The following is a 23,874-nucleotide window of genomic DNA, read 5'->3' on the forward strand; positions in this document are numbered from 1 at the left end:
AGCAAACGGCCCCGACTACGAGGATGGAGTAGCCGGGGCTTCTTCATTCGCCGTGACATTGATTAACGGCGTTCGGATCAGGCATTCGGAAGCGAGTAGCGTGCCTCGCGCTCTTGAAAAGCGCGCGCTCCTCCTTCGAGCAAAATGCACACCGCGTCGCGCATCCCAGGCTCATCCGCGTTTCCGACGTGTTCCAAGGACCCGGATCGATAGCTGATTCGCGGATAAGTTTGATCGTCGCGGCGCAACGCGGTCGCCACGATCACCTGCTCCGCGTCGGTCGCAACGACCAGATTCGGGTTATGCGTGACGAGGATGATCTGTCGCTTCTCTTTGGCTCTACGAATGTACGGCACGAGCTGCTCGTACACGGATGAATTGTCTAGATTCCCTTCTGGCTGATCAATCACGAGCGGGCGACTATCGTCTTCGTCCATGAGGAGATAAAGCACCAAAAGAGCGATACCTCTCGTACCCGGTGAAAGATATTCCAGCTCCGTTCCGCCGTAACGTATCTTGTACGTGATTTCGACATGGTCGACGGAGAACATCCAGTCGTATAAATCCACGAGCTTCAAGCGTGGAGCGGCGCACCTCGACATGAATCGCACCGGATCGACTGCGCTCGCGAACTTCGTGAAAGTCTCGCCGATCTTGGCGAGGTCGCCGCTCTTCCACGCCGGTATCATCGACTCGAGTACGAGTTTTTCGATCTCGTCTCGTGTTTGCGAAGAGTGGCTCTTACGAGAGTCGTAGAAGCGCGAAGCCTTTTCCAACCACGGCTTATGATCGACGCGATAACCGACCGATAGTTCGAACATCATGTGTTGACCCAGGGCCTCGAGCTTCTTCTTCATTGGGGCATAGAGTTCTACCAGCCCTTTCTCGTCTTCCATCAAAGAAGCGAAGAAGTTCGTGTAGCAATCCAACCGGTCCTTTTCTTTTTTATCGAGCAACTTGCTCATACCACCTTCGAGCTCTTCGATCTCCTTGGTCAAGCGTTCGACGACAGAGGTTTTCTCGCCTATCTGCCGCTGTAATTCGACCAGACGTTTCTTGTTCACGTCGTCTTGTGACACGAATTCATTCAAAGAATTGATGCGAGCGGTGATGTCGAAGATCGCCGTTCCGTTGGGAGCGATCGCGCTCTCGTCCCCTTGTATCGCCCTGATTTCCGAACTAAGGGCCTCAACGGCCTTTTTTAAGTCGGTTTCGATAGTGGCATCCCATTGAGGCTTGAATCGCGCGCGCGTATTCTCTTCAAGGCCATCGAGTTCCGATGATTCGAACAACGCATCGATCTGACTTCCGACGTTCGCCTTGATCGAGTCGTATTCCGAGAGAACGCGCTCGTACGATCTTCGTCGTTTGTTCTTGGCGTTACGCTCTCGCTCGGCGCTCGCGAGCGATATTCGTTCGATGGCGAGCTTTCCGAGGATTACCTGATCGGCATGCGCGGTCACGGTAGGGAGTTGTTTTTGCAATTCTTCGATTTCGCCTGAGACCTGCTTCTTTTGTGCGATCTTCGCGGGCTTTTGCGCGATGGCATCTTGGAGCCGTTCGATCTCCTTATGCAGGGTCGCCAAATCCCCTCGGAACTTCTCGCGTCTCGCCTGAGACGCCGATTCGCGTGATGATCGCAAATCCTCGAACGAAGAGGAACCCTCCTTTTGCGCGTCGTTCAGATACGAGAAGACGACTTCCTCGATTTCCTTCTGTAAATCGGCGCCTTGGGTATCAGAGGAACAAAGACGTTCGACGAAGTCCTGCGATAGATATCTCACTAACGGGCGCGCGACGTCGTGTGGCGAGTTGATGAGAACGCCGAAAGTCTTTGCGGTCGATCCCCACGTGACCTCGGGTTTCACGCCGCCAAGATGCAATCGCGCCTTCGTCACGAAGGAAGCCTGAGAGGAGTCATTCAAAGGCGCGCCGCAAGCGAAGGCAACCAGATCGGCGACGGCCGTCTTTCCTGAGCCTTTCTCGCCGATGATCGCCACGAGGCCAGGATTGAGAGGGATGTCTCCTGCCTCGAACCAACCATTCGCGTCCGCGATCTCCAGGCTCGATATCACCTTGCTTACGTCGACTTGTCCGGGGCTCACCTTGCCGATATGCACGCGCGATTCCGGCTCCCAAAGGACCTGCCGCAACCCTTCGAACGTCGGATCCGACTTTATCCAACAAAAGCGATCCTCGTCAGGTTTGAATAATTTCCCTGTTTCGTGTGCATCGCTTCCGTGAAGACAAGGCTTCAACCCTCCGTATTGCTTGACGATATTCTCAGGGGAATCGCCCGCTTTCTGTCCGAGGTAGTATTGACGATCATTTGGGTTCCCCGAAAAAACGAAATCGGTGAATCTTAACAATTCGTCGCGCGTCGCAGAGAATCCATCCGTTGGAAGCCCGCTGATACCGTCCTTCCCGTTCGCGACGCCGATCAGGCAGTTTTCGCGTAACCACTTCTCCGATCTCAACCATTTCATCAAGCTTTCATACGACGGCTTGAACTGAGAAATTCCGTGAGCGTACGCGTCGTCGTCATTCAGTTCCGGTTTCAACGTTTTACCGAAACGAACGAGCTCGTCGCGATGACAGCCGTACGTCTGACCGCCGTTCTCGTATCGCAATTGACGAAATGCGTCCTTTATTTTAGTTACATGCTGCGGGTCGGACGGATCAACCAACACGTGCACATTCAGCGCCTTCCCGTCCTTCGTCATTGGCATGACGCGAAGCTCGATATTCGGAAGTACCAAGCGAACCGACCCTAAACGTGGTGCCGCGTTGTCGTTGCGGGCTGCAAGGACTCTTTCGTATCCGTCAATCGTCATGTAATCGGTCACGCCAATAGCGGCAATTTCGTCTTCAATTGACGCCTTCTCGAGCGCATCCAGATATTCGTCCCAGGAAACGCCCTTGAAAGATGTCCCGAGCTTACTTTCTGGAGTGTGAACGTGCAGATCCCACCTCCGCCATTCGGAGCCCTTGGGATAGCTCGATTGTTTATATTCTTTGCTCTTCATATATCTTATTATCAAAAAGCCACGTCACGTAACGATACTGTCTGATGAGAAAGCAAACAAGTCACAGATATCCTCCATCAGCATGCGCGATTCGAGCGCCTCGTCCTTGAAACGGTGGTGCATAGCTGTGATGAAAATTTCCATGGCTCACCCAAGTTTATTTTCGCGCAATGAAAATTGTATTACAAGATTCCGTCTAGAATGAGTCGGAAATTTTAGGATCATCTCTTGACGGAAGAAAATGCCCACCCGAAAAATCACCCGCAGCCCTGTCAAAGTCACCGGTACCACCCCGGACGACCAGCAATTCGAGTCGACGCTGGAAGAAGATTTTCTGGTCCTGATGCGTTTCAACCGCCTGGTCGACAGCGAGCGTATCGAGACGCAGTCGGTCAATGTGGATTGGGAAGACGGGACGGGCAAGATGCGTACCTATACCCCCGATGTGTTGGTTCATTTCCGCAAGGACCTGGCCGAATCCAGGGATCTGCCCTCAAAGCTATGCGAGATCAAACCGGATCTCGACGAGGACAATAAGAAAGATCGCCCATATCCTCCTCGCACCGAAAATGCAGCAGAAAATAAACTCAAATGGGCTGCCGCCTCGCGCCTTGCGGCAATGCGCGGCTGGGAATTTTCCGTTGTGTACGAGCGCGAGATCCGTACTCCCTATCTCGACAATGCCAAGTTCCTGATGCGTTACCTGGAGCACACGCCGGCCAGCCAGATCGATGCACAAATGCTGGCTTGCTTGAAGCAGGAGGGGGCGATCAGTCTGGAGGAATTTGTTAAAAAATTTGCCCAAGATTTGGAATCTCGCGCTAAAATATTTCCGAATTGCTATCGATTAATTGCAACCCAACAGATTCACGTCGATTTAACGAAACGCCTTACCTTACAGACGATCCTGACTTCAATTGATGCAGGTAACCAGCCTCCCTCTTCGTGAAGGTGTCATAGTCAACTGCGCAAACGCGCAGTGGCGCATCGTCTGGATTGAAGGCTTCGACAGGGTTCTGGCGGAGCGTGTTGTGGACAACCGCAGGGAATATTTGTCGATCGCTGACCTGAAAGTGGTCGAATGGCCAGCCAATCCCCCAGCTCAAACGGCTGACGTTGAGACGTCACCTCCAATCTCGCCAGCAACCAGCACGTACGCAGTCCGGCTCAAACAACGCCAATTACGAGTTCAACCTGTCGAACACGATTTGTCGGATGCACAAAAACAAGCGAGCGTATCCACCTCGGATGAATTCCAGTTCGCGCAAACGGTGCTTGCGGCACCACGGCAAGACAGGCGGAAGCTGATCGCCGAGATGGCCGAGCGATTCGGCTATAGCACGCCAAGCGCCTACCGCCGCCTCAAAATTCTCCAGCAAAGCAACAGCGCCGATGCTTTGCATCGCAGTGTGCGCGCCGACGTCGGCGTCAAAAGGCTGCCCAAGGAAGTGTTCGGCCTAATCGATGAGTATCTCAGGAAATACCGTTTTGTTGAAACACCCAAGTCGATGAGGGAGGTCACGGAGCTCCTCAATGGCAAATGCCGGGAGCTTGGTTTGTCGGAAATTAGCCAGTCGACCATCTACAACATCGAGCAACGTACCCCACTCAAAAATCGCCTGCAGCTCCAGGGCCGTAAGAACCAGGTGCGCGATCAGTATCGGCCCAAGGCCGGCCATTTACCCGGTAACGACTACCCTCTCGCCATTGTCCAGGTCGACCACACACCCTGCCAAATCTGTTTCGTCGACGAGATCGATCGCCAGCCGATCGGTGATGCTTGGCTGACCATCGTGATCGATACGTATAGCCGAATGATCTTGGGTTACTACGTGACATTTGAGGCGCCGTCCACGTTGTCGACCGGCATGGCATTGGCACACGCCTTCCTTCCGAAAGAAAAATACTTGCGCGACCTGGGTGTCTCCGGAGAATGGCCTTGCTGGGGCTTCCCAGACCTCATTCATGTCGACAATGGCGGAGATTTGAATGGCCGCATGATGCATGGCGCCAGGCGCAAATACCGTTTTAATATCCGCAATCGGCCGGTCGGCGGTCCCAATTTCGGCGGCCACGTCGAAAGCGCGTTCCGTACTTTCATGTTCGAGATCAAGAGCTTGCCTGGCACTAAATTCTCTAATCCTACCGAACGGGCGGAATACGACTCCGAGGGGCGGGCAGTCATGACACTGGCGGAATTTGACCGTCTTTTCGCGGACTTCCTCGTCAATGACTACCACTTGGATGAACATTCTGGGGATGGCATGAACAAGATGACGCCTTTGCAGCGCTGGCGTAAGGGGATTTTTGAAGGGGACGTTATGCCGCCTAGAGGACTGCCTGAACGACCCATCGAAGAATTATCCTTGCGGCTGTCTCTGATGCCATTCGAGATGCGCACAGTGCGCCAAGGGCAAGTCAAAATCCTGGGCGAGGAATACTACAGCGGGGCTCTGACCCTCCTGAGCGACAGTATCGACCTCACTAAGCCGTTATCTGATCGCAAGTTTGAGGTACGCTACGATCCGCGCAACATATCAAAAATTTGGCTCTACGACGACTCTACATCCGCCTATATAGAGGTACCGTTTGCCGATCTGCGCAAGTCACCTATCAGCAAATGGGAAAACGACGCGCGCAAGCGCCGGCGCGGCAACCCAGCGGAGGAATTCAAGGAAGAGCGCTATCAGAGCAAGATCCGTCGGCTGGAAATGGTGGAAGAATCGGTGAAAAAGACCAAACAGACCCGGCGCGAAATTGAAAAAGCAACGCGTCGTGAACGAACTGCTCTAGTGCAGCCTCCTCCCGCACCGAAGCCATCTGTTGGCACTCAGGTCAAAAAACAAGGGCTAGATCCAACTCGCCTAGCTAGGTTGAAAAGTCTGGTTAGAGAGGCACCAGTTCCAAACGATATATTAGAAGGGATACATAAAGATGACACGTGAAGAGCGTTACCCCCATCTCCATCCCAATGTTGCTCGGATGGCGGAGCAATCAAACGAAAGGCGAATCAAATACATCGAACAAGATCGTTTTGTCGTGCATCGCCGTGCTGAAGAAATCCTAAATGAACTTGAAACTCTTTATCGCATGGAAGATTCCGTACGACCACAGGGTAGATTGATCATCGGTCGGTCTTTGATGGGAAAGAGCGCTATCCTCGATCAGTTCATGAAAAATCACCGTGCCACTGATAACCCAGATGGCCCAGCTGCAGTCGTGCCAGTCCTGTCGATCCAATATCCAGATACGGCTAAGGAAGGTATTTACCCCGAGATACTGAGAAAACTGAACGCTGTCCCGTCTTCGAATGCCAAACCACATCAAGTGCGTGCCGACGCGATCAGCCTGGTTCAAACTGTAGGGTGCCGGATTATCATTGTTGATGAAATCCACAATCTATTAGAAGGTAGTGCAACATCGCAGAGAAAGGGCATGAATTCCATCAAATATTTGATGAATGAATTGAGGCGTCCAATCGTAGCTGCTGGTACTGCCGAAGCAATCAATGCCGTGCGCTCAGACGAACAAATTTCTAGCAGGCTCAAGCCATTGCCGTTAAAGCGATTCAAGGATGATGAGGATTTCATGGAGCTGCTCGCGGGATTCGAAATGCTATTGCCGTTACGACGACCTTCTGCACTAGATGAATCTAGTCTCGCCTCTCTTATTCATCGTGCGACGTTAGGTGTTACCGGAAACGTATCTGATTTATTGAATAAGGCTGCCATTACTGCTATCAAATCCGGTAATGAACTGATTTCCGAAGAGGAAATCATGCAATGTATTGGCGAAGAGATCACCGATATCGTCGATCTTTAAATTCATTATGACCAGAATTTATGGTTTGACCGGACGTCAGTTGCCAATCCATCCTCAGCCGCTTCCAGATGAGCTCTTTACACATTGGTTTACGCGTCTATCACATTCGAATGGATTAAAGGTGCAGACACTTGCGGATCGTCTTTTCGGCTATCCCAGTTCTTTTTGGGCGCGAGATCAAGATAAGCTGGCGAGTCAACAGGCGATCGACGCACTTGCCGAAGTGACAGGTCAAGTACCAGCAGATCTATTGCGACTGACGCTGAGGCCTTACGGTGACTATCTCTATGCAAAACACAATCCTTTTGGTAATACGCGCTGGATTTTGCCGCTTGGGATGTATCACCGTACTCGCAGACACGGCCTGCAATTCTGTCCACTATGCTTGCGTTCGGATGTACCGTACTTTAGGCGGTGCTGGCGGCTGTCCTTCTACGTTGAGTGTGATCACCACCATGTTTTGATGTTGGATGCTTGTCCCAATTGTAAAGCACCTGTGATGTTTCATCGTGCAGAACTGGGGCATCGACATCGCCGCGGGTATCCTCCTACCGTCAATTGTTTTCGCTGTTGCTTCAACTTGAGTTGGGCCGGCGCACAAACCTATGACTGGGCTGACCAGCAAGCGATGCTAGCTGCACAGGCAGCCATATTTAGTCACTTTCGACACAGTGCCTTCTTGCATGAGCGTACCTTCGAATCGGCGCAAACTTTTTTCGACGTGCTCTACCTACTGTGCAATCGCATTGGCTCATCACGCCGTACCGGTGAGTTATATGACTGGGTTCAAGAGCAGATCAGACCTCACGAGACGCGGCAGATCAATCGCCGCGTCAACAAGTTCGATGATCGGCCAATATGGGAAAGAGCGCGCCTCCTGGAGGCGGCATTTTGGTTACTGTGCGACTGGCCGTATCGTCTGAATTGTGCGATACGGGAGCTGAACATCTACCCATGTTTATTTACGCCTGAGCGAGGCGAAAGAAATACCTGGCTATTGGAAGCGATGCCATTGTTCGACTGACGTGCTAAATGGTATCGACGCATCTTATATTGGCATTATTTTTACCGCGATTATTGGATGTTCAATATATGGTTCGTATTTGCTCCGAACCATATTTACGAAAACCTTTCTGTATTTTTTTGAATATGCCGATTGTACTCAAAGCTTTGAAAGATCTCGGGAGCGCTTATTTTCGAATCGACTGGATCGGTAATGTTGTGTCACGGAGCCTAAAGGCCGCAGCAACTCCTTCTGTCAACGTTGTGGTTTCAATTCGGTCGTCTTTGCATGATACGCGTGTTGGCGAAGGTTTTACTCAGGTTGAACTGACTATTCCTGTTGCCTACCTTCGTTTGCTGCGAATTGGGGATATGTGGCAATACGGGCGACGCGTAAATGGTGGCGACGGCGAGCAGCTGAGTTTTTCAAATGTTGAGATCAACAGCGAAACAGTTGATGTAAAACCAGTAGGATTACCTGTTGCCGTAGACGACGAAATTTGCTTTCTGCTCCCGTTTGACCAGTATTGTTCGCATCGTCGACATACAGGGGCGTATGCAGCGCGTGTTCGTATTGATGAGAAGACATTCATATTAATACCTTGTATGGAGTTGATTCGGTTTTATTTCGGATCAAGCGGCGCGCTCCTTGCTCGTTTGTTTTCTGGTCCGATAAGCGGACACGATCTTTACGAATCTGCGAAAACAAACTTAATGGGCGTAGCACACGTAAGACTTTCACCGGGAATCCCAGGAATAGCAGCAGCGACCGTCGCGCGTATTGCGCTGGACCGTCATGCGGCGAGTGCCGCAAATTGGATTGTCAAATCAGGAGTAAGTGCGGCAGCGAATGGGGCTCCACACTATCCGGCCACTAAATTTCCATTCGTGGGGCGCACTACACTCTCGGCGGTAGGACGGTGGGTCAAGGCGTCAGGTTATGACGTCTTTGTCGTGGACCGACTGCTGTCTTGCACTTACCCCTTTCCTTTTCGATCCCTGTTCTATGAACTTCATCCAAGCGAAAAAAGATCCAACTCAAAAGGAATGGTGTCTCCAAGTAGTGCCCAGCCTCGCCGACATGCGACGAGCAATACGGGCGATGGTGAATTGAATGAGGGCGCTGTCAAGTCAACCTGGGCAACTGCGACAATTAATTTCGAAGAGGGTCTTGAAGCATTTCCGGATCTAAGTGGTAAATTAATTCGTCGAAAAATGTCAAATCCCGTGGTCGCTTCTGTTGGAAGTACAAAAAATCCTTTGTTGGCAGTGGGACCGAGAGAAACTAGTGGACCCTACAGAAATGTTGATATTTCGGCGGCTCCAGAGCAGAGCATGGAAAATTCCAAGTCAGGGCAGATCGCAATATTGGAGGCGATAGGAGTCCTGCGAAGTAATCATGCTATAGATGCCTGCCTTGCCCCACTCCCTGGCCTGTTGCCAATAACGGTTGAGCCTTTTAAGCAGATCAAGTATGTTGGGCCGTTGGCTCAGCATAAATACCCCATCATGGCAGGTGTCCAACTCTCTGTTGGAAATGGCGACCAGCCGAGAGAGTTTCTTTTGCTTACTTATGAATCCCCGTCATGTGAGCAGAACGAGCCTGCTGCCATCATCGTCGGCATGCCGGATGTTCTAAGGCGTAGATCTGAACAATGCTGGTCGCTATTTTCGCTTTGGATTATGGCAAGGCACTTTGCAGGTATTTGTCCAATTGACGATGCGGATTCTATTGGCGTGAACCACCTGATTTCAGCAAAAGAAGCAGATAATCCGCAATTGCTGGCGGAAGTTCTCTTAAGTATTATCTGTGATAAAAATTAAGCTTTTCTTTACTTTTTTTTTTGACGGAGCATGACTGATTAAACTACCAATAAAAATATTGGAAAATGACATCATCAGTATCGCCAACGATATGTATTAACGTGTTACAAGCAATCCCTTGTTGAAGTATGACAGCAGCAATTTCATGAATTTCACTTTTCCCATAAGCAAACTGATAAAAATGTAGCTAACTTTGACAATTATCGAATCTGATTTAATACACCGAAAAACGCCGTTACTCCTCCAAAAGTAAAACATACTAACGAGAGAAGAGCGAAACGCAGTGCCCAATCGGTTGCCTGCGTTCGTTTAGCATCGTTCAAACGTACCATTTCCCAAGTCATCTCTTCCGACGAAAACATGGTTTTCGTATCTGAGTTCCAGCCTTTCAATAGGCGAGAATAGTGAATCGCCCGAAGGTAGTAGGTCAGTCCAACGCTTGTTGCACCAACGAAGAATGAAAAGAAGGCTAATACCAGTGCGAGGTTGGTCGATTTTGTTGCTCCCATATAGCTGAGAACTGCTCCCATGCCACCTAAGTGAACCAAAGTTAAGTACTTTAAGCCCTCGACCGCATTAGTATTTGTTAGATTCGATAGAAATTCCCATCGGCGATGAACACGCTTTTCTATTTCTGGTAAAAATTTATCATCGATCAATTGTTATTCCTATTTTTTCTGAATTGCTACTTTTAAAGAAAAATTAAAGTTGATGCAGCCAACCATGACCATGGAAAATGTTTGCAAACTCTTCACTGCTCGGTTCTTGATGGTGGCTTCGCTATTGTTAGGGGATGTAATTTAAAGATTATTTAGTGTGCATGATCAATATTAGGCACATTTTCAAACGCATGCCTCATTGTTATTAAACTCAATCTTTCGGAGTACGTATAGCTGTTTTTGATTAAGCATGTAGACAAATTCGAAAACCTTGTCCTGCCTTTGCTGTAGCCGATGGGTTGGCAACTGGATTTATTTTTATATACATCGACGCTCCCATCAAACCTTGAATATGAAAAACGCCGAGGCATGTATAGTAGTCAGACCTGTGCAGAAATAGCTGGGAAATTGCAGGTGTCCGTCGCGGAGCACGCAACTTGAAGACTTACCGTTCACGACAACCCAGCTGCTGAATTTTCTGTTCGAGCTCATAGATTGGGGCGTGCAGTAGTTGACCGGTAACTTCACCAGGTTTGCCTGTGACTGGCGGATACATGATGGGTGTCAGTCCCTTGAAATCTGATGGGAGCTTAAGGTCGGCATCCATCTGAGGCACCAGCAGGAACGTGCGGTGGCGGCCGAGCCGGGACATGAAAAAACCGAGCTCGAAGATGACGTTGTCGCGCGGGGCTGCCGACTGATTACGTCTTGAACGAACAATGTCATCCGGGTGTGCGATGGCTACTCCGAAGTCTGCCTGATCTACCTCTCGTTCGAGCACCTCCAGCGGATAGGAGCCTGGTGGGAACATGTCCTCATCCGACCAGAGTAGAGAATCCGCAACCATGTGTCTTAGCCCATGGCGGATTGCCTTTGCAACGACGAGGCTCTCCTTTGAGCTGATGAAGAACACACGAGGTCGAGTATTAGGTGGGCGGATAAGGGAATTGCGCTGGAGTAGGCGAGACGCAAGTTCCGCAGCGATAAGTCGGTACACACATGGATGCTCTCGTGCAATTTGATCGAGATTTTCTGGAGAAACCTTCAACGTGATGGTCTGCTCCGTGGCTGTAATTGTTGCGCTGCGTGTGATGAATGGATTCACCGCGGACATCTCTCCAACAGCCACATTCCTCTCCCTGTCATAAATGTATTTACCCTTGACCGAGAGTCCCACTCTTCCAAACAGCAGGAAATACATGTCTCGGTCTGTTGCATTCTCGCGAATGAGCACCTCGCCAGCAGCGAACTCAACTACTTGACCCGACTCAGCAAGAGCTTTAGCCACTTCAAGGTTACCTTGTACGATTACTTGCGCCAGTAAGGCTTCGATAAGAATAGCCTTGTCTTGAAATCGATCAATCAATGTCATATTTTTCCTCAATGTCTCTTAAAACTTAATGTCAAAGGGACATATTCTTCTTCAACGGCCCCTTCCTCAATGCCTTGCAACTGGCCACGTACAAAACGGCACCCTGGCCGGAATCCGTATATAGAACCCCGAAGTAATTTACCCATATTAAGTTTAACAACCATTAGCGCTAAGAATGTGGAATTTTGCTCTTCGTCTTCGACAAGTTTCTGCATTTGGCTGAAATCTTCGTCGCTCGGAGTTGCCAAGTAATTCGGGTGCGAGTGCCATTCGCCCAGATAATTGAAGCGCTCTGGCTGGTTTCCCATTCGCTCATGGAAGCTTCTGATGAACTCCCGGTGCGGAACAGGGTCACGTACAAAGTGAGAGCTCGTACCGTTGCGTTGCACGGACAAGTCAACAACTATGAAACTCCCGTCTCCGACCTGTTCTGCAGCCATGACACCACCAATCTCATTCGATCCGGCGATGAGGAGTTCACTCCTTAGTAGGCGGATACAGTGACTGTTAAGGACGACGTTAATCATGGCCCGGTCTCGCCAAACTGCCCAAGTCTGTCCTCTTCATATTCTTTAGCAATGTCACTGGTCCTGACATTTGACACATCGATTGGCCGGGTGTCGAAGGGTTGCTCGAATACCCATTCTTTGCGCAGACCAATGACATACACTGAATGTGGATATTCTGACTCCGCCGCATCCCTCAACGCGTCGGCTGTGAATTGGGTGAGATGTGCTGAAATAACGGATACATCTGCATCATCCGCGATCAAGGGTGCTTGGTCGTCCGGAGCAGCAGCGTAGTCAATCCCTGTGTCGGCAGGAGGTTCGGGGAAACCAGGAGTCTGGAACCACCGATAAATAGCGTCACGCACGTCCAACGCCGATGCTTCGATCCCCGGGCGACTCCGTGCGATGTAGCCGCCGAAACCTCCGCCAAACACTCGTCCCCATACCATGGGAATGCCTTCGTCCTCCGATACCGAACTGGCATAAACAAACCCTTGTCCGCTGCCGGTTGTCTCGATGATTATGTCGCACTCTTTTAGAGTCGCCAAACAGGCCGTTAATGTGTCAATCGAAGTCTGCCCTCCCAGTTGATTGATCCACTGTTTAACTTTGACCTGCGCATTGATACGCTTCAGCCGTTGTGTCAATGCGTCGCTTTTATGAGCGCCGACTCCCTCCCAGTCCAATTCATTCCTGACGAGATTACTCTCCTTGAGAACATCGGAATCGACTAGAAAGAAGTTAGCCACGCCCATACGGGTCAGAGACACGGCAACCTTGCTGCCCATTGACCCGCATCCCAGTATGGCAACCCGTTTTTTCGCTAAAACTGCATCGCGCGTCGGTGAGCGCTGTTGTTTATCCATGAGAATGTTGATGATATTGAGGGTATGTTTGTTGGAACTAAGAAACTTGGCAATGACTCGTCCATCAACCAAGCCGACAATGATCCCGAATTCGTTGAATGGAATCGACGAAAAAGCTGCCCAGCGCTCGTCGCACGACATGTCCTTGCTGGTTAGTGCATGAAACCTTGTGTCGCCGGGCTCTACGATTGCAATTCGACCGATCCCGTAACGTGGAACGCCCACAGAGCCTGGAACGGTTGGATCCGTCCAACGATCATATTCAGATGAGCCGGAAATGCCTACACCTATGCAGACGCACGAATTGTCGAAAGCGTTCGCTTGAATATCCAGCACCCAGACGCCGGAACCCCTATGCTGTACTTCGGCCAATAGCTCATTGTTCAACACTAGTCTTGCATACTCCCAGCGAAGTAATTGGCCTTCTGTAAATCGATGCTCGGATGGGACTACTCCTGGACGCCCAGACTCATCATATATACTTTCTGTATCGAGAAGGTACCGAGCGCTTCGGAGTATGTCCGCGCCGTCAAACGACTTCAACCAGTTGTCCGCGCGAATCTGCAGGCATAGTTCCCCCGTGCCCCACTGGTGGAGAGACCATCGCTGCCCCTCTGCCCTTGGTACTAGCCGTGGCGGCGCAGATGGGTATATGAACGGGTACTCGAGACGAGCTTGCCTGACCCGCCCACCGGCTTCAAAGTCGATATTGACGTGTACGGTACCTGCCTCAGCGTCGGTTATCCAGTCTATGAACCTGACCCATCCTTCCTGAAGTAAGGAATCAAGTACTTTGCGCTCGTGGTCCAAACGGAGTGGACGCCGCTCAAACCAAGCCGTCACGAGAAACCGGCGAGATTCCGCGAAGGTTCAGCAGCTGCGCCAAACGAAAACCCAGCTGATGCGGCTGTAGAAGATTTGAGCAATGAGCCGGAGGCCGAGGCCTTCTTGTTTTCATCCTTTGGATTCAACGCTTCCATGGCCGCGTTAAAGTCAAAGTCGGAATGCCTGCGATCATTTCTGAACAAATTCTGGAATTGCGGCGGTGCATGTTCCTTGAATTTCGGGCCGATGGCAGTCTGGCGACCATTGCATCTTAGTTGCTCGGCTTCGGACGCTAGCACTGACCGGCTGATACAGCAGCGTATCATCTCGCTTTTCATCCCCAACCTTGTTGCTGCGATAAAACCGTGTTCAAGGCCGATGGCAAGACCGAGATCACCGACATCTATGCCTTCGGCCTTAAGCTCCCTTAACGCAACGCCGAAACTGCTGCGCATAGCTGCAGCACAGATCATCGCATTCTTTGTAGTTTCTTTGTCGTCCGTGTTGGCCGCAGTTCCTTCAACCAGAATACCGTGAATGCAGTCGCCGATGAAGCGTACCTTCCTACCCGCGAAATCCTCATACAATACGGCGTCTAACTCACTACGCAGAATGTGGAGAGCTTTTACTACGTCAATGGCTCCATCCTCATCATTGATGTGGCTTGCAACATAGCTCGTAAAGCCGTCGATATCAGCATAGATCGATGTGGCTTCCTGTCGGCGAGAATTGCGCGGCGTCAGTTCTTCCAAGTCGAGGTCGCGATATGGGGGCGTGTGACGTGTAAACTCGAACTTGCCTATGGGATTGTTCTGGAGATCCATCTCCCAGTCTTTGACGACTTTGTCCACTGTCACAGTGAGATCCGCTTTCTCTTGGGACTTCGAAATCTGTTCGTTAGTTAGCGCAGTCGAGAAGTCGTTTAGTACCTTATCCCAACTGACCTTAGTGCGTGCGCTGTTTGTGATGAAGATACCCTCGACCCCTGTGTCATAGCCAGCTCGCTTTGCCGCTTGGTTCGCTGCGTTACCAAGGAACAGTGGCTCCCTGCTTCGGCGGCGGCCGTTGTTCACAGCTAGGGCCTTACCGGTATCAATCCCCACGCGTGTTTTGGCGGTGGGCAAAGGATCGTCTTCGTTTTCACCGATTTTGGCTAGTACATCACGCACGAGCTGTGCGGTCGCTACCGCCTTATGAATTCGAGCAGCCTCGTCGTCGTACGGTTTCGCGAACACTGCGTGCAGACGCTGGTTATGGAAGTCAACCTGAATAGCATCGACATCCAGAAGAATATTGCGAACAGCACGGTAGTGGTTGTTGAGGAATCTCAACGCACGCTTGTGCGCACGCTCTCCATCGGCGGTCGTCGTTTCCAACAACTCGTTGATGTTGATGATGTCAATATACAGGTGAACACCGTCAACACGGTACGCGACGTTGGTTGCTAAGCTGGTTAGGTCCGAGTCCCGCACATAGTCCTTGATGACGACGTTGCTGACTTCTTTCAGGCGAGTCGCGATCCTTGACTTTGCCTTATCTTCATTCCAAGTTCGTTTAGTCATATATTCCCTTATCGCAGGCCCGCTGTGCATGTTTTTAATATACGGCCGACAATTGGCAGATCCCTCCCTTTCGCGTACCGCACCAAGAAAGTCGATATTGGGACTACTGCCTAAATTTCAATATATGCCATTGGAGTTCGGCTTGAACTTGGTAACGTCAGCTACACTTATCCGAGATATTACGTTTAACGAAAACCAGTCCCATCAAGCTACCCTACAGTCTAGCGAAGTCGACCCAAGCAAACTGTGATGGTAAATTTCTATTAGGATAGACAATTCGGTAGATACGATAGGCAGAATTTTCTCAAAACACGTAACCCAAATTTAGTACCGCAATTAATTTTGAGGCAGGAATTATCAAATTTAGAAAACTATATTTGCCATATTCATAGGAGCGTTCGATAGATTACTTAATTTGGTTGATGTAATTTATATCTCGTGTCACTTGTGAAGATTTGACAGAGATTTCTGAATAATATCGGTGGGCTTTTTGTAGAAAATCTTTTGCGTCGTCTGATTTATTATCCGGTGACAAAACCATAGATGCTTGTACATATGCGGCACCAATATCCTCTAATAGTCTGTCCTTCGTTATCCTGGCACCAGAAAATCCACTTTCGTCGGAATTGAATTTATCTAATAAGTCAGTCGCAATTTCGACAGAATCCAGATATTTTTTCTTATCAAACAGTGTTTTAAAAGTCTTATATTGGACATTAATATTGGCAATAGAAAGGTCATTTAGCGTTTTGTCTAATTCCGCTAAATTGATTTTTTCCTTGTCAAACCAATTACGATGAGAAATCGCATCTTCTTTTAGTTTTTTGTATAGATCGCGTGCATCATCGCATGTCGCGTAACCTAATCTCAGGCAAGTGTTCGCCACACTGACTGCATAGTTGTAGTCTAATTTAATATCGAATTGGCGAATCACGTTTTTTCGCTCTCGATTTGCATAAGCTACGTCATAGTATGCAAAAGCTTTATCGAATTCCTTCGCATGAAAACGTACGCCGTTGTCCAAATATTCGTATGTTAATGATGGACTATTTTTGGCTAAATAAAAATCATAGCTAGTATTATTGTTCGCGAGCATAGTGGATGTCGGAATTAATATTTCGCGTGGTCTATAGTTAGTGGTAGGCGTAATTTGTATTTTGAGAATCGGATTGTCTTTAATGGATACATTTGACTTAAACGGAAATTTTCCGAATTGATTTCTTTGTAATGTCTGATCGGTCGCGCCCATCTGAACATTTACCGCGGCATCAAGCAAGCGCGGATCAACCGTCTCATGTACCGCCATCGAAATGTTAATTTCCGCGCTGTGGACTAAGCCAACAGCATTGAATACTAAAATGTATATTGGCCATACAAAAAATAAGGAAACTGATTTCATTGAAGAGATGAGTCGCATCTTAACTCCATAGCGATGTTATTTTTTAAGAGAAATGCCGAGAACTAACGCGATGTAGGCTAATGTCTCTTTTGCGTACATCAAAATTACATCTTGAAAAAGTTTCGGGATATCAGATGTGCCAACATTAAAATTCGCAAGGCCTTCCTCGTTATATTTCACAATGCCGTAGAGTCCGGTAACTATCACAAAAAATATAATAAGCGCCATCAAAAACCAGATTGTCGCTTTGGGAATCTCCATCTCGTTTTCCCGCTTTGTAATTGAATATGCGGTAATTAATGGAACAATGATGCTGCCAAAGGTGTCGCGGAAAAGGCTAAAGAAAGGACCAGAGATTGCATGTGCCACATAGACAGTACCTTCTCTGCTTGAAAACCATTCGGTAGAGTATGCCGCGTATGAAATTAAGAAAATTGGCAACGCGTAGACCAACAAAAGCATATAAGTAATCAGGCGCATATGACCTTTCTATAGAAGTGTTTATCGCCGTGGATTCTCTAATTACGCGGCACAAATACCGTACCGAGGAAGAAGATTTTGTACGACATAAAGTTGATGCATTTGAAGTGCGTCATGAAATCGCTTCCAGTCGCTGTCCAAAAAACTTGCGTCGTACGCAAACGTCTCTCCAGGGGAATCTGTGCTTTCTTTGGTACCGAGTGCGAGATATTTCCAGGATTTTTCACCTTTAGCGATGTACGCTAAATCACTTTTTCCAAAGCTAAAGTCACCATCCTTGATAGCTTTTACCCATTTAGTGTGCCGTACATCGCCATCGTTGTCGTCTATTTTAAGAATGAGATTTTTAATCGTGGATTTATCGATGCTGTCTAACCCGGATTGACTCAAGGACACATCTCCAGCGATGAAGCTCCTCATGGCAATGCACATACGGTCGGCGGCTTCTAAAAAATCATTTGGGTTATCTCTAATAATTTCTTCACCATTGCTGTTTGTGTATTTCCACTTTAGATATGGTTGATCTGGATAACTTAAGACAGTGCCGTGCCCGAGTGGTAACGCACTTGCGACCAAGCTACCGGTTGTATGATCAATTAAATTTGAAAAGTAATCTTTAACCTTAGCGATCATCGCATTAGTCGAGATCGCGGTAGACATACTCTTCAATTGAGTTGTCTTATTAATTTCATGCACGGTACCTACGAAACCTTGGTGTGCCCATGTATCTGCGTACACGTGCATTGTGATACCTAAGCGGTGAAGCGCATTTTTATCGTCTTTGCGGTGTATGCATTCTCGAACCATATCTTGAGCAATATGGCTATTGGGGCGACATACAATTTTTTGGATGAAATCGAGATCTCCACCTTGATCACTGGGAAGTCCATTATTCCCGGGAAGAAAATGAAATGGTATCCATGCATGATGGTTCGCCAGAGCATCAAAATTCGTGTAGTCCAACATCTTGTGAGCTGATGCGATGCGCGCATACATCGCTCCCGTATCGAAAGTTACGTACCCATCATTGGTCGCGTCATCGACGTATTGAGCGCTATACGCAACAATATGTGCTTTATCGTGGGAAAAACCTGCAAGACGCGCCACCACGTACGTTACTGCATTGTGGAAATCAATTTGCATAAGATTGCTTAATTAAATTTATAAGAGCATAGATATCAGTTTTTCGTCGACATGGTATGAGTGTCATATTCCATAACGCGAGTCTTACAGTAATACCGCGAGCGAGCTCACTTGCTTTGCAAGTGTGACGGTCTCAGTTCCAAGTTTTTTTATCGAGGCAATTAATTGAGCTTGGCTCACGTTATGGCGAGTCGCTTCTTTAACAACCGAAATAAGATCCGCGTAAGTTTTTGAGTTTGTACCATTTGGCACCACGCTATTAATTTCGTCAGTTGATAACCCCAGCAAGTCATCTAAGTATTTCTTGTTTTCAGAACTGCTTTCAAATACTTCTTCGTTTCTTTTTAAACTGTCTCGTAGTGCTTTTTGAAATTCAGTTAGATCGCTCATCTTATTTCTCCTTATTTTTTCTCAATTTTAGATTTCAACTTATCGAATTCAGCGACGAGATCCGCAACCTTTTCTTTTCCTGATGCAGCACGTTGATTTAAGTTTTCAATTTGCTCTGCTGTATTGCTCAAATTTGTGGATATCTGGTTTTGAAGGTTTGGAGCTCCGAGCTTTGCAAGCACCTCATTTTGCATATCCTTCACTTGTACAACCGAAGACAGATAGCCAGTCAAAACAGTGTTTGCTTGTTGCATATTCAAATAAGTCGAGTTCAATTGTTGAACGACGAGTTTTTGCTGTGCACGTATGGGAGCAAGATGTTTTGCACGATATTGTTCAATGTTATTTCGTACTTCTGTCAGATAAATCGAAAGAAACTCTATTGCCTCTTTTTGTGCTTCAACGTTACTCGTTGAAGCTGCACCTTTTTCGATTGCTCGGGTTATCGGCACTTGAAATTCACTAAGCGTTTTTTGTATCTGGTATGGAGCATAAACATTGTCAACAAAATGATTTGTGTCACTCTCTATTTTCGCGAAATAGATATCCACAAGTTTTAAATGCGCCGCTTGAACTTCGGTGAGATCTCGCCCAAGAGTTGCTGACAATTCAATCGACTGCTTGGGAACCTGCGCGCAACCGGACAAAAAGCCCAGTACAGACACTAACAAGAAGAAATTTCTAAGCATTTTTGATCCTCGAAAAAACAATCGAATTGGTGCCGCGCGAAGCAATTAATCATTGAATAACCAATGGTTATATTTATTTATTAAAAAGGCAAGATGAATTTGCAATTGTTTGCAAAGAATAGAATTTTTATCAAGATTCGAAATTAGAAAAGAAGAAGTAGATTTTCCTCTTACGAATCACGTCGAAATGACTTAGTAGTGAACAAATGTTTTTAAATAGCGTGGCCAGTTTTTGAAAATGTACAAGTAATTTCAAACTGAAAGATCAGAAAGGAGAGTTACGAAACTCAATGCCGCATAGCCTTTGAGATGTTTTAACAACAATATTTAAATTATCAAAAAAACTAATTGTATTGGTAAGTTTTTTGTCAATACTATATGGTGTTCCGACTTCTGCACGTGTTCCCTTTGAATCACCTTCCTCAGGCAATGCCGAACTGGTTCCGCCAGGAATTTACATAATCTGCTGTTTCCACGGTTCAGATGAAAGCAGTGAATTTAGAAAAAAAGATTGTCATCGTTCCCATTATTGAATGGAGCTGAAATGCTAAAGAATTTCCTTCTGACCGCCCGCCGATACAGCGCCAAAGTCAGCTTGCTGGTATTGCTTCCCACCTTTGTTCTGATTGCTTCGGGGATTACTTATGCCCAGGACGCTGAACGTCAGGGATCACCATCCCCACTCATTGAAGCGGGTCATCCAGTGAATTGGTGGTTTGCATTTAAATTTAACGCTGGAACATTTCCGGGATGCGGCGCTAAAGCACCGACCGAAAGGGTGTGCCGATTTGGTGGAGACGTTCAGGATTATGTTTATAGTCAGCAATTTGTCTATGCAACAAACGAAAACCCCAGTTTGAAAAAAGGTGGTGAGTGTATTGGCGATACCGTCACTGATCCCTTAGGAGCGACGTTTGATCAGCTCTATAACGGTGCTTATTACTATGTCGTCTGGAACGACCAGTTTTATGATGATCCACAGATCGCCGGATGCGGCGAGAGTTGTGGTGCACCTTGGGGGCATTCAAAAGGAATGCTGGCGTGGAACCAGGATGGAGATGGCGTCGTACTGCAGGTCTCAACACCCTCATGGCCAGCCTCCGGAAGTAAGCAGTTTCCCAGAAAGACAGATGGCAATACCTTAGGATGCGTTGAAGATGACAATATCAAGGTCAGCCAACATTTCTTTTCTGTCAAACTCACCAAGTCGGATGTCATTGGCGTCTTAAAAGGACTGAAAAATGCCAGTGTCGTCACCAATATCAATAACCCACAAATCGTCCGTAACGGCGGCCCTGATGACATTCAGCAACTGGTCAGCGGGTTGGGTGTCAGATCTTCCAGCACGGAGATTACCCGTCTTCAGCTCTCCAGTGGCATTGGTCTGATTTCTAAACCGTCCAAGAAACATGTACCACCATGGCAGATGGTGTCCTCATTACTCGGTTCAGTTCCAATTAAAACAGCGACCTGGTGGATGCGCCCTAAGATTTACTCAACGACAGCAAGTACAGAAATCGCCTGCTGGGATAACACATTAAATCAACCAGGCCCTGTGACCATCGCAATGTCAGGTCAGTGGGAAGGGACAAAGATTGGTTTAAAAGGCGGTGCTGGTCCCAACTTTAATCATGCAAAGATTGGTGTATCCGATGACGCATCCGATTTTGCTATTTTTGGGGATATGAATCAACAAGGTGTGCTGTCCGGTACCAATTGCGGAAGCAGTCAGAATGGCAGAGGAGGGCTATTCTACGTCGTTCAAAACCAGGAACTATCGAAGAGCATTCGTTCGCTATTGGATGGAGACGTGGCTCCCACAACGGGACCTTAATGTTGCTAGAAAAGACCTTGAGCTTCTTACAACCAGATCGAGGCGGGCTAAATTGGCGTCAAGGTAATGGAATGCCCCTTTAAAGTCTGTCTTGATTTTCTTGTCGTGACAAACATATTGTTTGGTGGCGTTTGTTCAATACGTAACCGTTTGCCTCAAGAACTCCCGTTATGCAAGGTTTAATTGTGTCGGGGAGTTGTAGCCATTGTAACTATATTATTTTTTTTTCGCTTTAGTAGGAAGAAATTTTCCAATTTTAAAACTTGAAAAAATTTTTCGGATATTAGATATGTATCGATTTTTATTTTCTAAAATGGGTTTTTCAATCCAATGCCAAGAAAAAAAAGCCATCACTAATGTAGCTACAAGTGATGAAAGTGCTAGTTTAGTCACCGAGATTTCAGGGCAGATCGCTGCAATTGATTGCTGAAAAGGGAATGCGTAAATGTATGTCCCGTAAGAGTAATCACCTAGATTATTAAACTTGCGAATAATTCCAGTTGGAACAAATGCGAAAAAAAGAGTGGCGTAGGGTATACAAATGAGGTAGAAAATTGAAAAAATAGCTTTATTAAATAGTAATGAAATAGACGCGCATAACAATATAGCGAAAAAAATCCACTTACTTAAATATATGTGTCTACTGAAGTTGTAGAGCGCTGAACCAGCGAAAAAAATGAAAATGAAGCGGTTTAAATGGCCTATCTCCTGCCCAAAAATTGTTTTTGTGATCAGCATTAGTCCAGACACTAAATACAACGCTAGCAGAATATTTTTTGAGCACAATAGTTTACTGATCAATCGATTTTCTTTTTTCGTTGAAATAGACCATAAAATTAACAGTATTAAATACACTTTAATTTCATACAACAAAGTCCAAAGAGAGCCGTTGACAGCAATAAAAGGGCGATCAGTAAACACCCCGGGTAAATGCATTCCTATACCGGCAATAATTGTCGATCCCGAAAATAAAAAATGTAGCGTAAGTGGATCCAAAAAAAATGAACGTAGCGGGAGTGTTGTCAGGCAAGCGCCGATGACAAAGACTGAAAAACAGGTAGCAAAAATTAATGCGGGATAGATTCTTAGTATTCTCGAACAGAGATATTCAACACCATCTTTTTTTCTAAACAAGCTTCCGGTAACCAGATAGCCACTTGTGATAAAGAACACATCGACCGCAACTGTACCTAAAGTGAAACCCAACTTTTCCCCAAATGGTTCTGGGTAACCGAGTAGAGGGAAGCAGTGATTAATTAGCACTGTAATTGCTGCGATCATCCGTATAAGATTAAAGTTGTTCTCGCGACAGTTAGCATATTCCGATAATTTCATTCTTGTATTTTTCTAGAAAATGACAAATTATAATGACTTGCATTAACAGTAAGTTATTTAATTAAATGGATTGGCAAGAATTAAATTGTCCTTTTGATTTTTGCAGCCTAGTGCAAAATCCGAGGCTTTTTGTTGTTCCAACTTACTTAACTGAGAGTTCAGTTTATTAAATGTCTCGGTAATTTCTTGATTTTTATTATGCTTTGCTAAAGGTATTAAATATGATACCGCCATTGAGATATCCTTTTTCCCGAACTCCCCAAGTCGATAAGCCCGCGACATAACATAATTCGCTTCTACAGCACCATCTTTCGCGGCTTCGAATCCATATTGCTCCGCGTTCCGTAATATTTCCTCCGAGTAGGCGTCATATTCTGCAGAGTGCATTTTTTTGTAGATTGGGGCTAAATCAAGGGCGTTTAAAAGATAGAAGGTTTTTGCAAGTGTTGATCCCTTTGAGATTTCTTTAGTTAGAAAAGATAGGGGCTTACTTAATGTTTCAATTGGAAAAACGTTACATTGTGATGAAGTAAACTGAACGTATTTTGTCTCTTGATTAATTGAGTAAACTTCCATTGGTAGCGAAAGTTTTAAGCAACTAGCTGCAATTTCAAATAATGCCAATGTATATATATCAGACTTGCTAGGAGGGGCATTACCATTAAGGATCGATTGAAGCTCTTTTGGGTTCGCTTTCAACATTTCCTTTAATTCTAAAATGTTTTTACGTGCATCTTTTATTATTGTAAATTCATTGCTGTTCATTAAAGAAGTTTTGGGATTTTCTACACACGTATTTTCAGACTTAATTTTTCCAATGTTATTTGTTTCCTGATGGAATGCTGGTATCACATTTGCAGAATTAGCTTCGTGATTGTTTGTTAATAAGGTGTCAGATGTGTCATCTAAAAAAGAAAAGTAAATCAATGCACCTATTAATGTAGTTATGCAAAATGTTAAGAAATACTTCTTGTGGGTCGTTGAAATCACATTCATCCTTACTTTAATATATTCGGAATCATAGGTGGTGTGCTATCGTTATCCGATGATTCAAGTGGGACGCAAAAATGTTTCGCATAAAACAAATGTACGAAACATTTTTTTGAGTGTTGTAGCGACCTAGATTTTTTGACCATT

19 protein-coding genes are annotated in these 23,874 nt (G+C 46.8%); 6 read left to right on the forward strand and 13 right to left on the reverse strand.

Annotation, left to right across the window (positions count from 1 at the left end; genetic code table 11):
* Positions 1-77: 77 nt before the first annotated feature.
* The gene (locus Undi14_RS01355) at positions 78-3,026 is read right to left on the reverse strand and encodes a TrlF family AAA-like ATPase (protein ID WP_200177634.1); all 2,949 of its coding nucleotides are present in this window, start codon (positions 3,024-3,026) and stop codon (positions 78-80) included.
* A 241-nt stretch (positions 3,027-3,267) separates the two neighbouring features.
* On the opposite strand from Undi14_RS01355, the gene Undi14_RS01360 reads away from it, so the two are divergent.
* The 5 genes from Undi14_RS01360 to Undi14_RS01380 are packed head-to-tail and all read left to right on the forward strand — an operon-like array spanning position 3,268 to position 9,674.
* Complete coding sequence (locus Undi14_RS01360) at positions 3,268-3,975, forward strand: TnsA endonuclease N-terminal domain-containing protein (protein WP_200177635.1); 708 nt, start codon at positions 3,268-3,270, stop codon at positions 3,973-3,975.
* Positions 3,947-5,971 (forward strand): Mu transposase C-terminal domain-containing protein, encoded by a 2,025-nt coding sequence (locus Undi14_RS01365; RefSeq protein WP_234030403.1) that lies wholly within the window; start codon positions 3,947-3,949, stop codon positions 5,969-5,971. Before Undi14_RS01360 ends, Undi14_RS01365 begins: the two co-directional genes overlap by 29 nt.
* Positions 5,961-6,848, forward strand: coding sequence for a TniB family NTP-binding protein (locus tag Undi14_RS01370; RefSeq protein ID WP_200177637.1), 888 nt, complete (start codon positions 5,961-5,963; stop codon positions 6,846-6,848). The genes Undi14_RS01365 and Undi14_RS01370 overlap by 11 nt, the downstream gene beginning before the upstream one ends.
* A 7-nt stretch (positions 6,849-6,855) precedes the next feature.
* Positions 6,856-7,872, forward strand: a complete 1,017-nt coding sequence (locus tag Undi14_RS01375; RefSeq protein ID WP_200177638.1) for a TniQ family protein — start codon at positions 6,856-6,858, stop codon at positions 7,870-7,872.
* A gap of 8 nt (positions 7,873-7,880) precedes the next feature.
* Complete coding sequence (locus Undi14_RS01380; RefSeq protein ID WP_200177639.1) at positions 7,881-9,674, forward strand: hypothetical protein; 1,794 nt, start codon at positions 7,881-7,883, stop codon at positions 9,672-9,674.
* A gap of 200 nt (positions 9,675-9,874) precedes the next feature.
* On the opposite strand, the gene Undi14_RS01385 is transcribed toward Undi14_RS01380, so the two are convergent.
* The 10 genes from Undi14_RS01385 to Undi14_RS01430 form a co-directional block, all read right to left on the reverse strand.
* Positions 9,875-10,333: a hypothetical protein gene (locus tag Undi14_RS01385; protein WP_200177640.1), complete on the reverse strand. Its 459-nt coding sequence runs from the start codon at positions 10,331-10,333 to the stop codon at positions 9,875-9,877.
* A gap of 445 nt (positions 10,334-10,778) precedes the next feature.
* The gene (locus tag Undi14_RS01390; RefSeq protein ID WP_200177641.1) at positions 10,779-11,705 is read right to left on the reverse strand and encodes a TIR domain-containing protein; all 927 of its coding nucleotides are present in this window, start codon (positions 11,703-11,705) and stop codon (positions 10,779-10,781) included.
* 8 nt (positions 11,706-11,713) lie between these two features.
* A complete protein-coding gene (locus Undi14_RS01395; RefSeq protein WP_200177642.1) occupies positions 11,714-12,232 on the reverse strand; it encodes a Mov34/MPN/PAD-1 family protein in 519 nt (172 codons plus the stop codon).
* Complete coding sequence (locus tag Undi14_RS01400) at positions 12,229-13,416, reverse strand: ThiF family adenylyltransferase (RefSeq protein ID WP_200177643.1); 1,188 nt, start codon at positions 13,414-13,416, stop codon at positions 12,229-12,231. Before Undi14_RS01400 ends, Undi14_RS01395 begins: the two co-directional genes overlap by 4 nt.
* A 503-nt stretch (positions 13,417-13,919) precedes the next feature.
* Positions 13,920-15,467 carry an adenylate/guanylate cyclase domain-containing protein gene (locus Undi14_RS01405; protein WP_200177644.1) on the reverse strand — a complete coding sequence of 516 codons (1,548 nt, stop codon included), beginning with the start codon at positions 15,465-15,467 and terminating at the stop codon, positions 13,920-13,922.
* A gap of 406 nt (positions 15,468-15,873) precedes the next feature.
* Positions 15,874-16,884, reverse strand: a complete 1,011-nt coding sequence (locus Undi14_RS01410) for a hypothetical protein (protein WP_200177645.1) — start codon at positions 16,882-16,884, stop codon at positions 15,874-15,876.
* 18 nt (positions 16,885-16,902) lie between these two features.
* Positions 16,903-17,346, reverse strand: a complete 444-nt coding sequence (locus tag Undi14_RS01415) for a hypothetical protein (protein WP_200177646.1) — start codon at positions 17,344-17,346, stop codon at positions 16,903-16,905.
* 42 nt (positions 17,347-17,388) lie between these two features.
* A complete protein-coding gene (locus Undi14_RS01420) occupies positions 17,389-18,489 on the reverse strand; it encodes a DUF6765 family protein (protein WP_200177647.1) in 1,101 nt (366 codons plus the stop codon).
* An 84-nt stretch (positions 18,490-18,573) separates the two neighbouring features.
* Positions 18,574-18,879, reverse strand: coding sequence for a hypothetical protein (locus Undi14_RS01425; RefSeq protein WP_200177648.1), 306 nt, complete (start codon positions 18,877-18,879; stop codon positions 18,574-18,576).
* Positions 18,880-18,890: 11 nt separating this feature from the next.
* Positions 18,891-19,568 (reverse strand): hypothetical protein, encoded by a 678-nt coding sequence (locus Undi14_RS01430; RefSeq protein WP_200177649.1) that lies wholly within the window; start codon positions 19,566-19,568, stop codon positions 18,891-18,893.
* 544 nt (positions 19,569-20,112) lie between these two features.
* Between Undi14_RS01430 and Undi14_RS01435 the strand changes: the two genes are divergently transcribed.
* Entirely contained in the window at positions 20,113-21,402 is a 1,290-nt protein-coding gene (locus Undi14_RS01435) for a deoxyribonuclease II family protein (RefSeq protein WP_200177650.1), read from the forward strand.
* A gap of 216 nt (positions 21,403-21,618) precedes the next feature.
* Here the strand turns inward: Undi14_RS01435 and Undi14_RS01440 are convergent, their stop codons facing one another.
* Together Undi14_RS01440 and Undi14_RS01445 are read right to left on the reverse strand one after the other, a co-directional pair.
* The gene (locus Undi14_RS01440) at positions 21,619-22,737 is read right to left on the reverse strand and encodes an acyltransferase (protein WP_200177651.1); all 1,119 of its coding nucleotides are present in this window, start codon (positions 22,735-22,737) and stop codon (positions 21,619-21,621) included.
* A 57-nt stretch (positions 22,738-22,794) separates the two neighbouring features.
* The gene (locus Undi14_RS01445; RefSeq protein WP_200177652.1) at positions 22,795-23,727 is read right to left on the reverse strand and encodes a hypothetical protein; all 933 of its coding nucleotides are present in this window, start codon (positions 23,725-23,727) and stop codon (positions 22,795-22,797) included.
* Positions 23,728-23,874: the final 147 nt, after the last annotated feature.

This window comes from Undibacterium sp. 14-3-2 (assembly GCF_016595265.1).
GTDB classification, from domain to species: domain Bacteria; phylum Pseudomonadota; class Gammaproteobacteria; order Burkholderiales; family Burkholderiaceae_D; genus Undibacterium; species Undibacterium aquatile.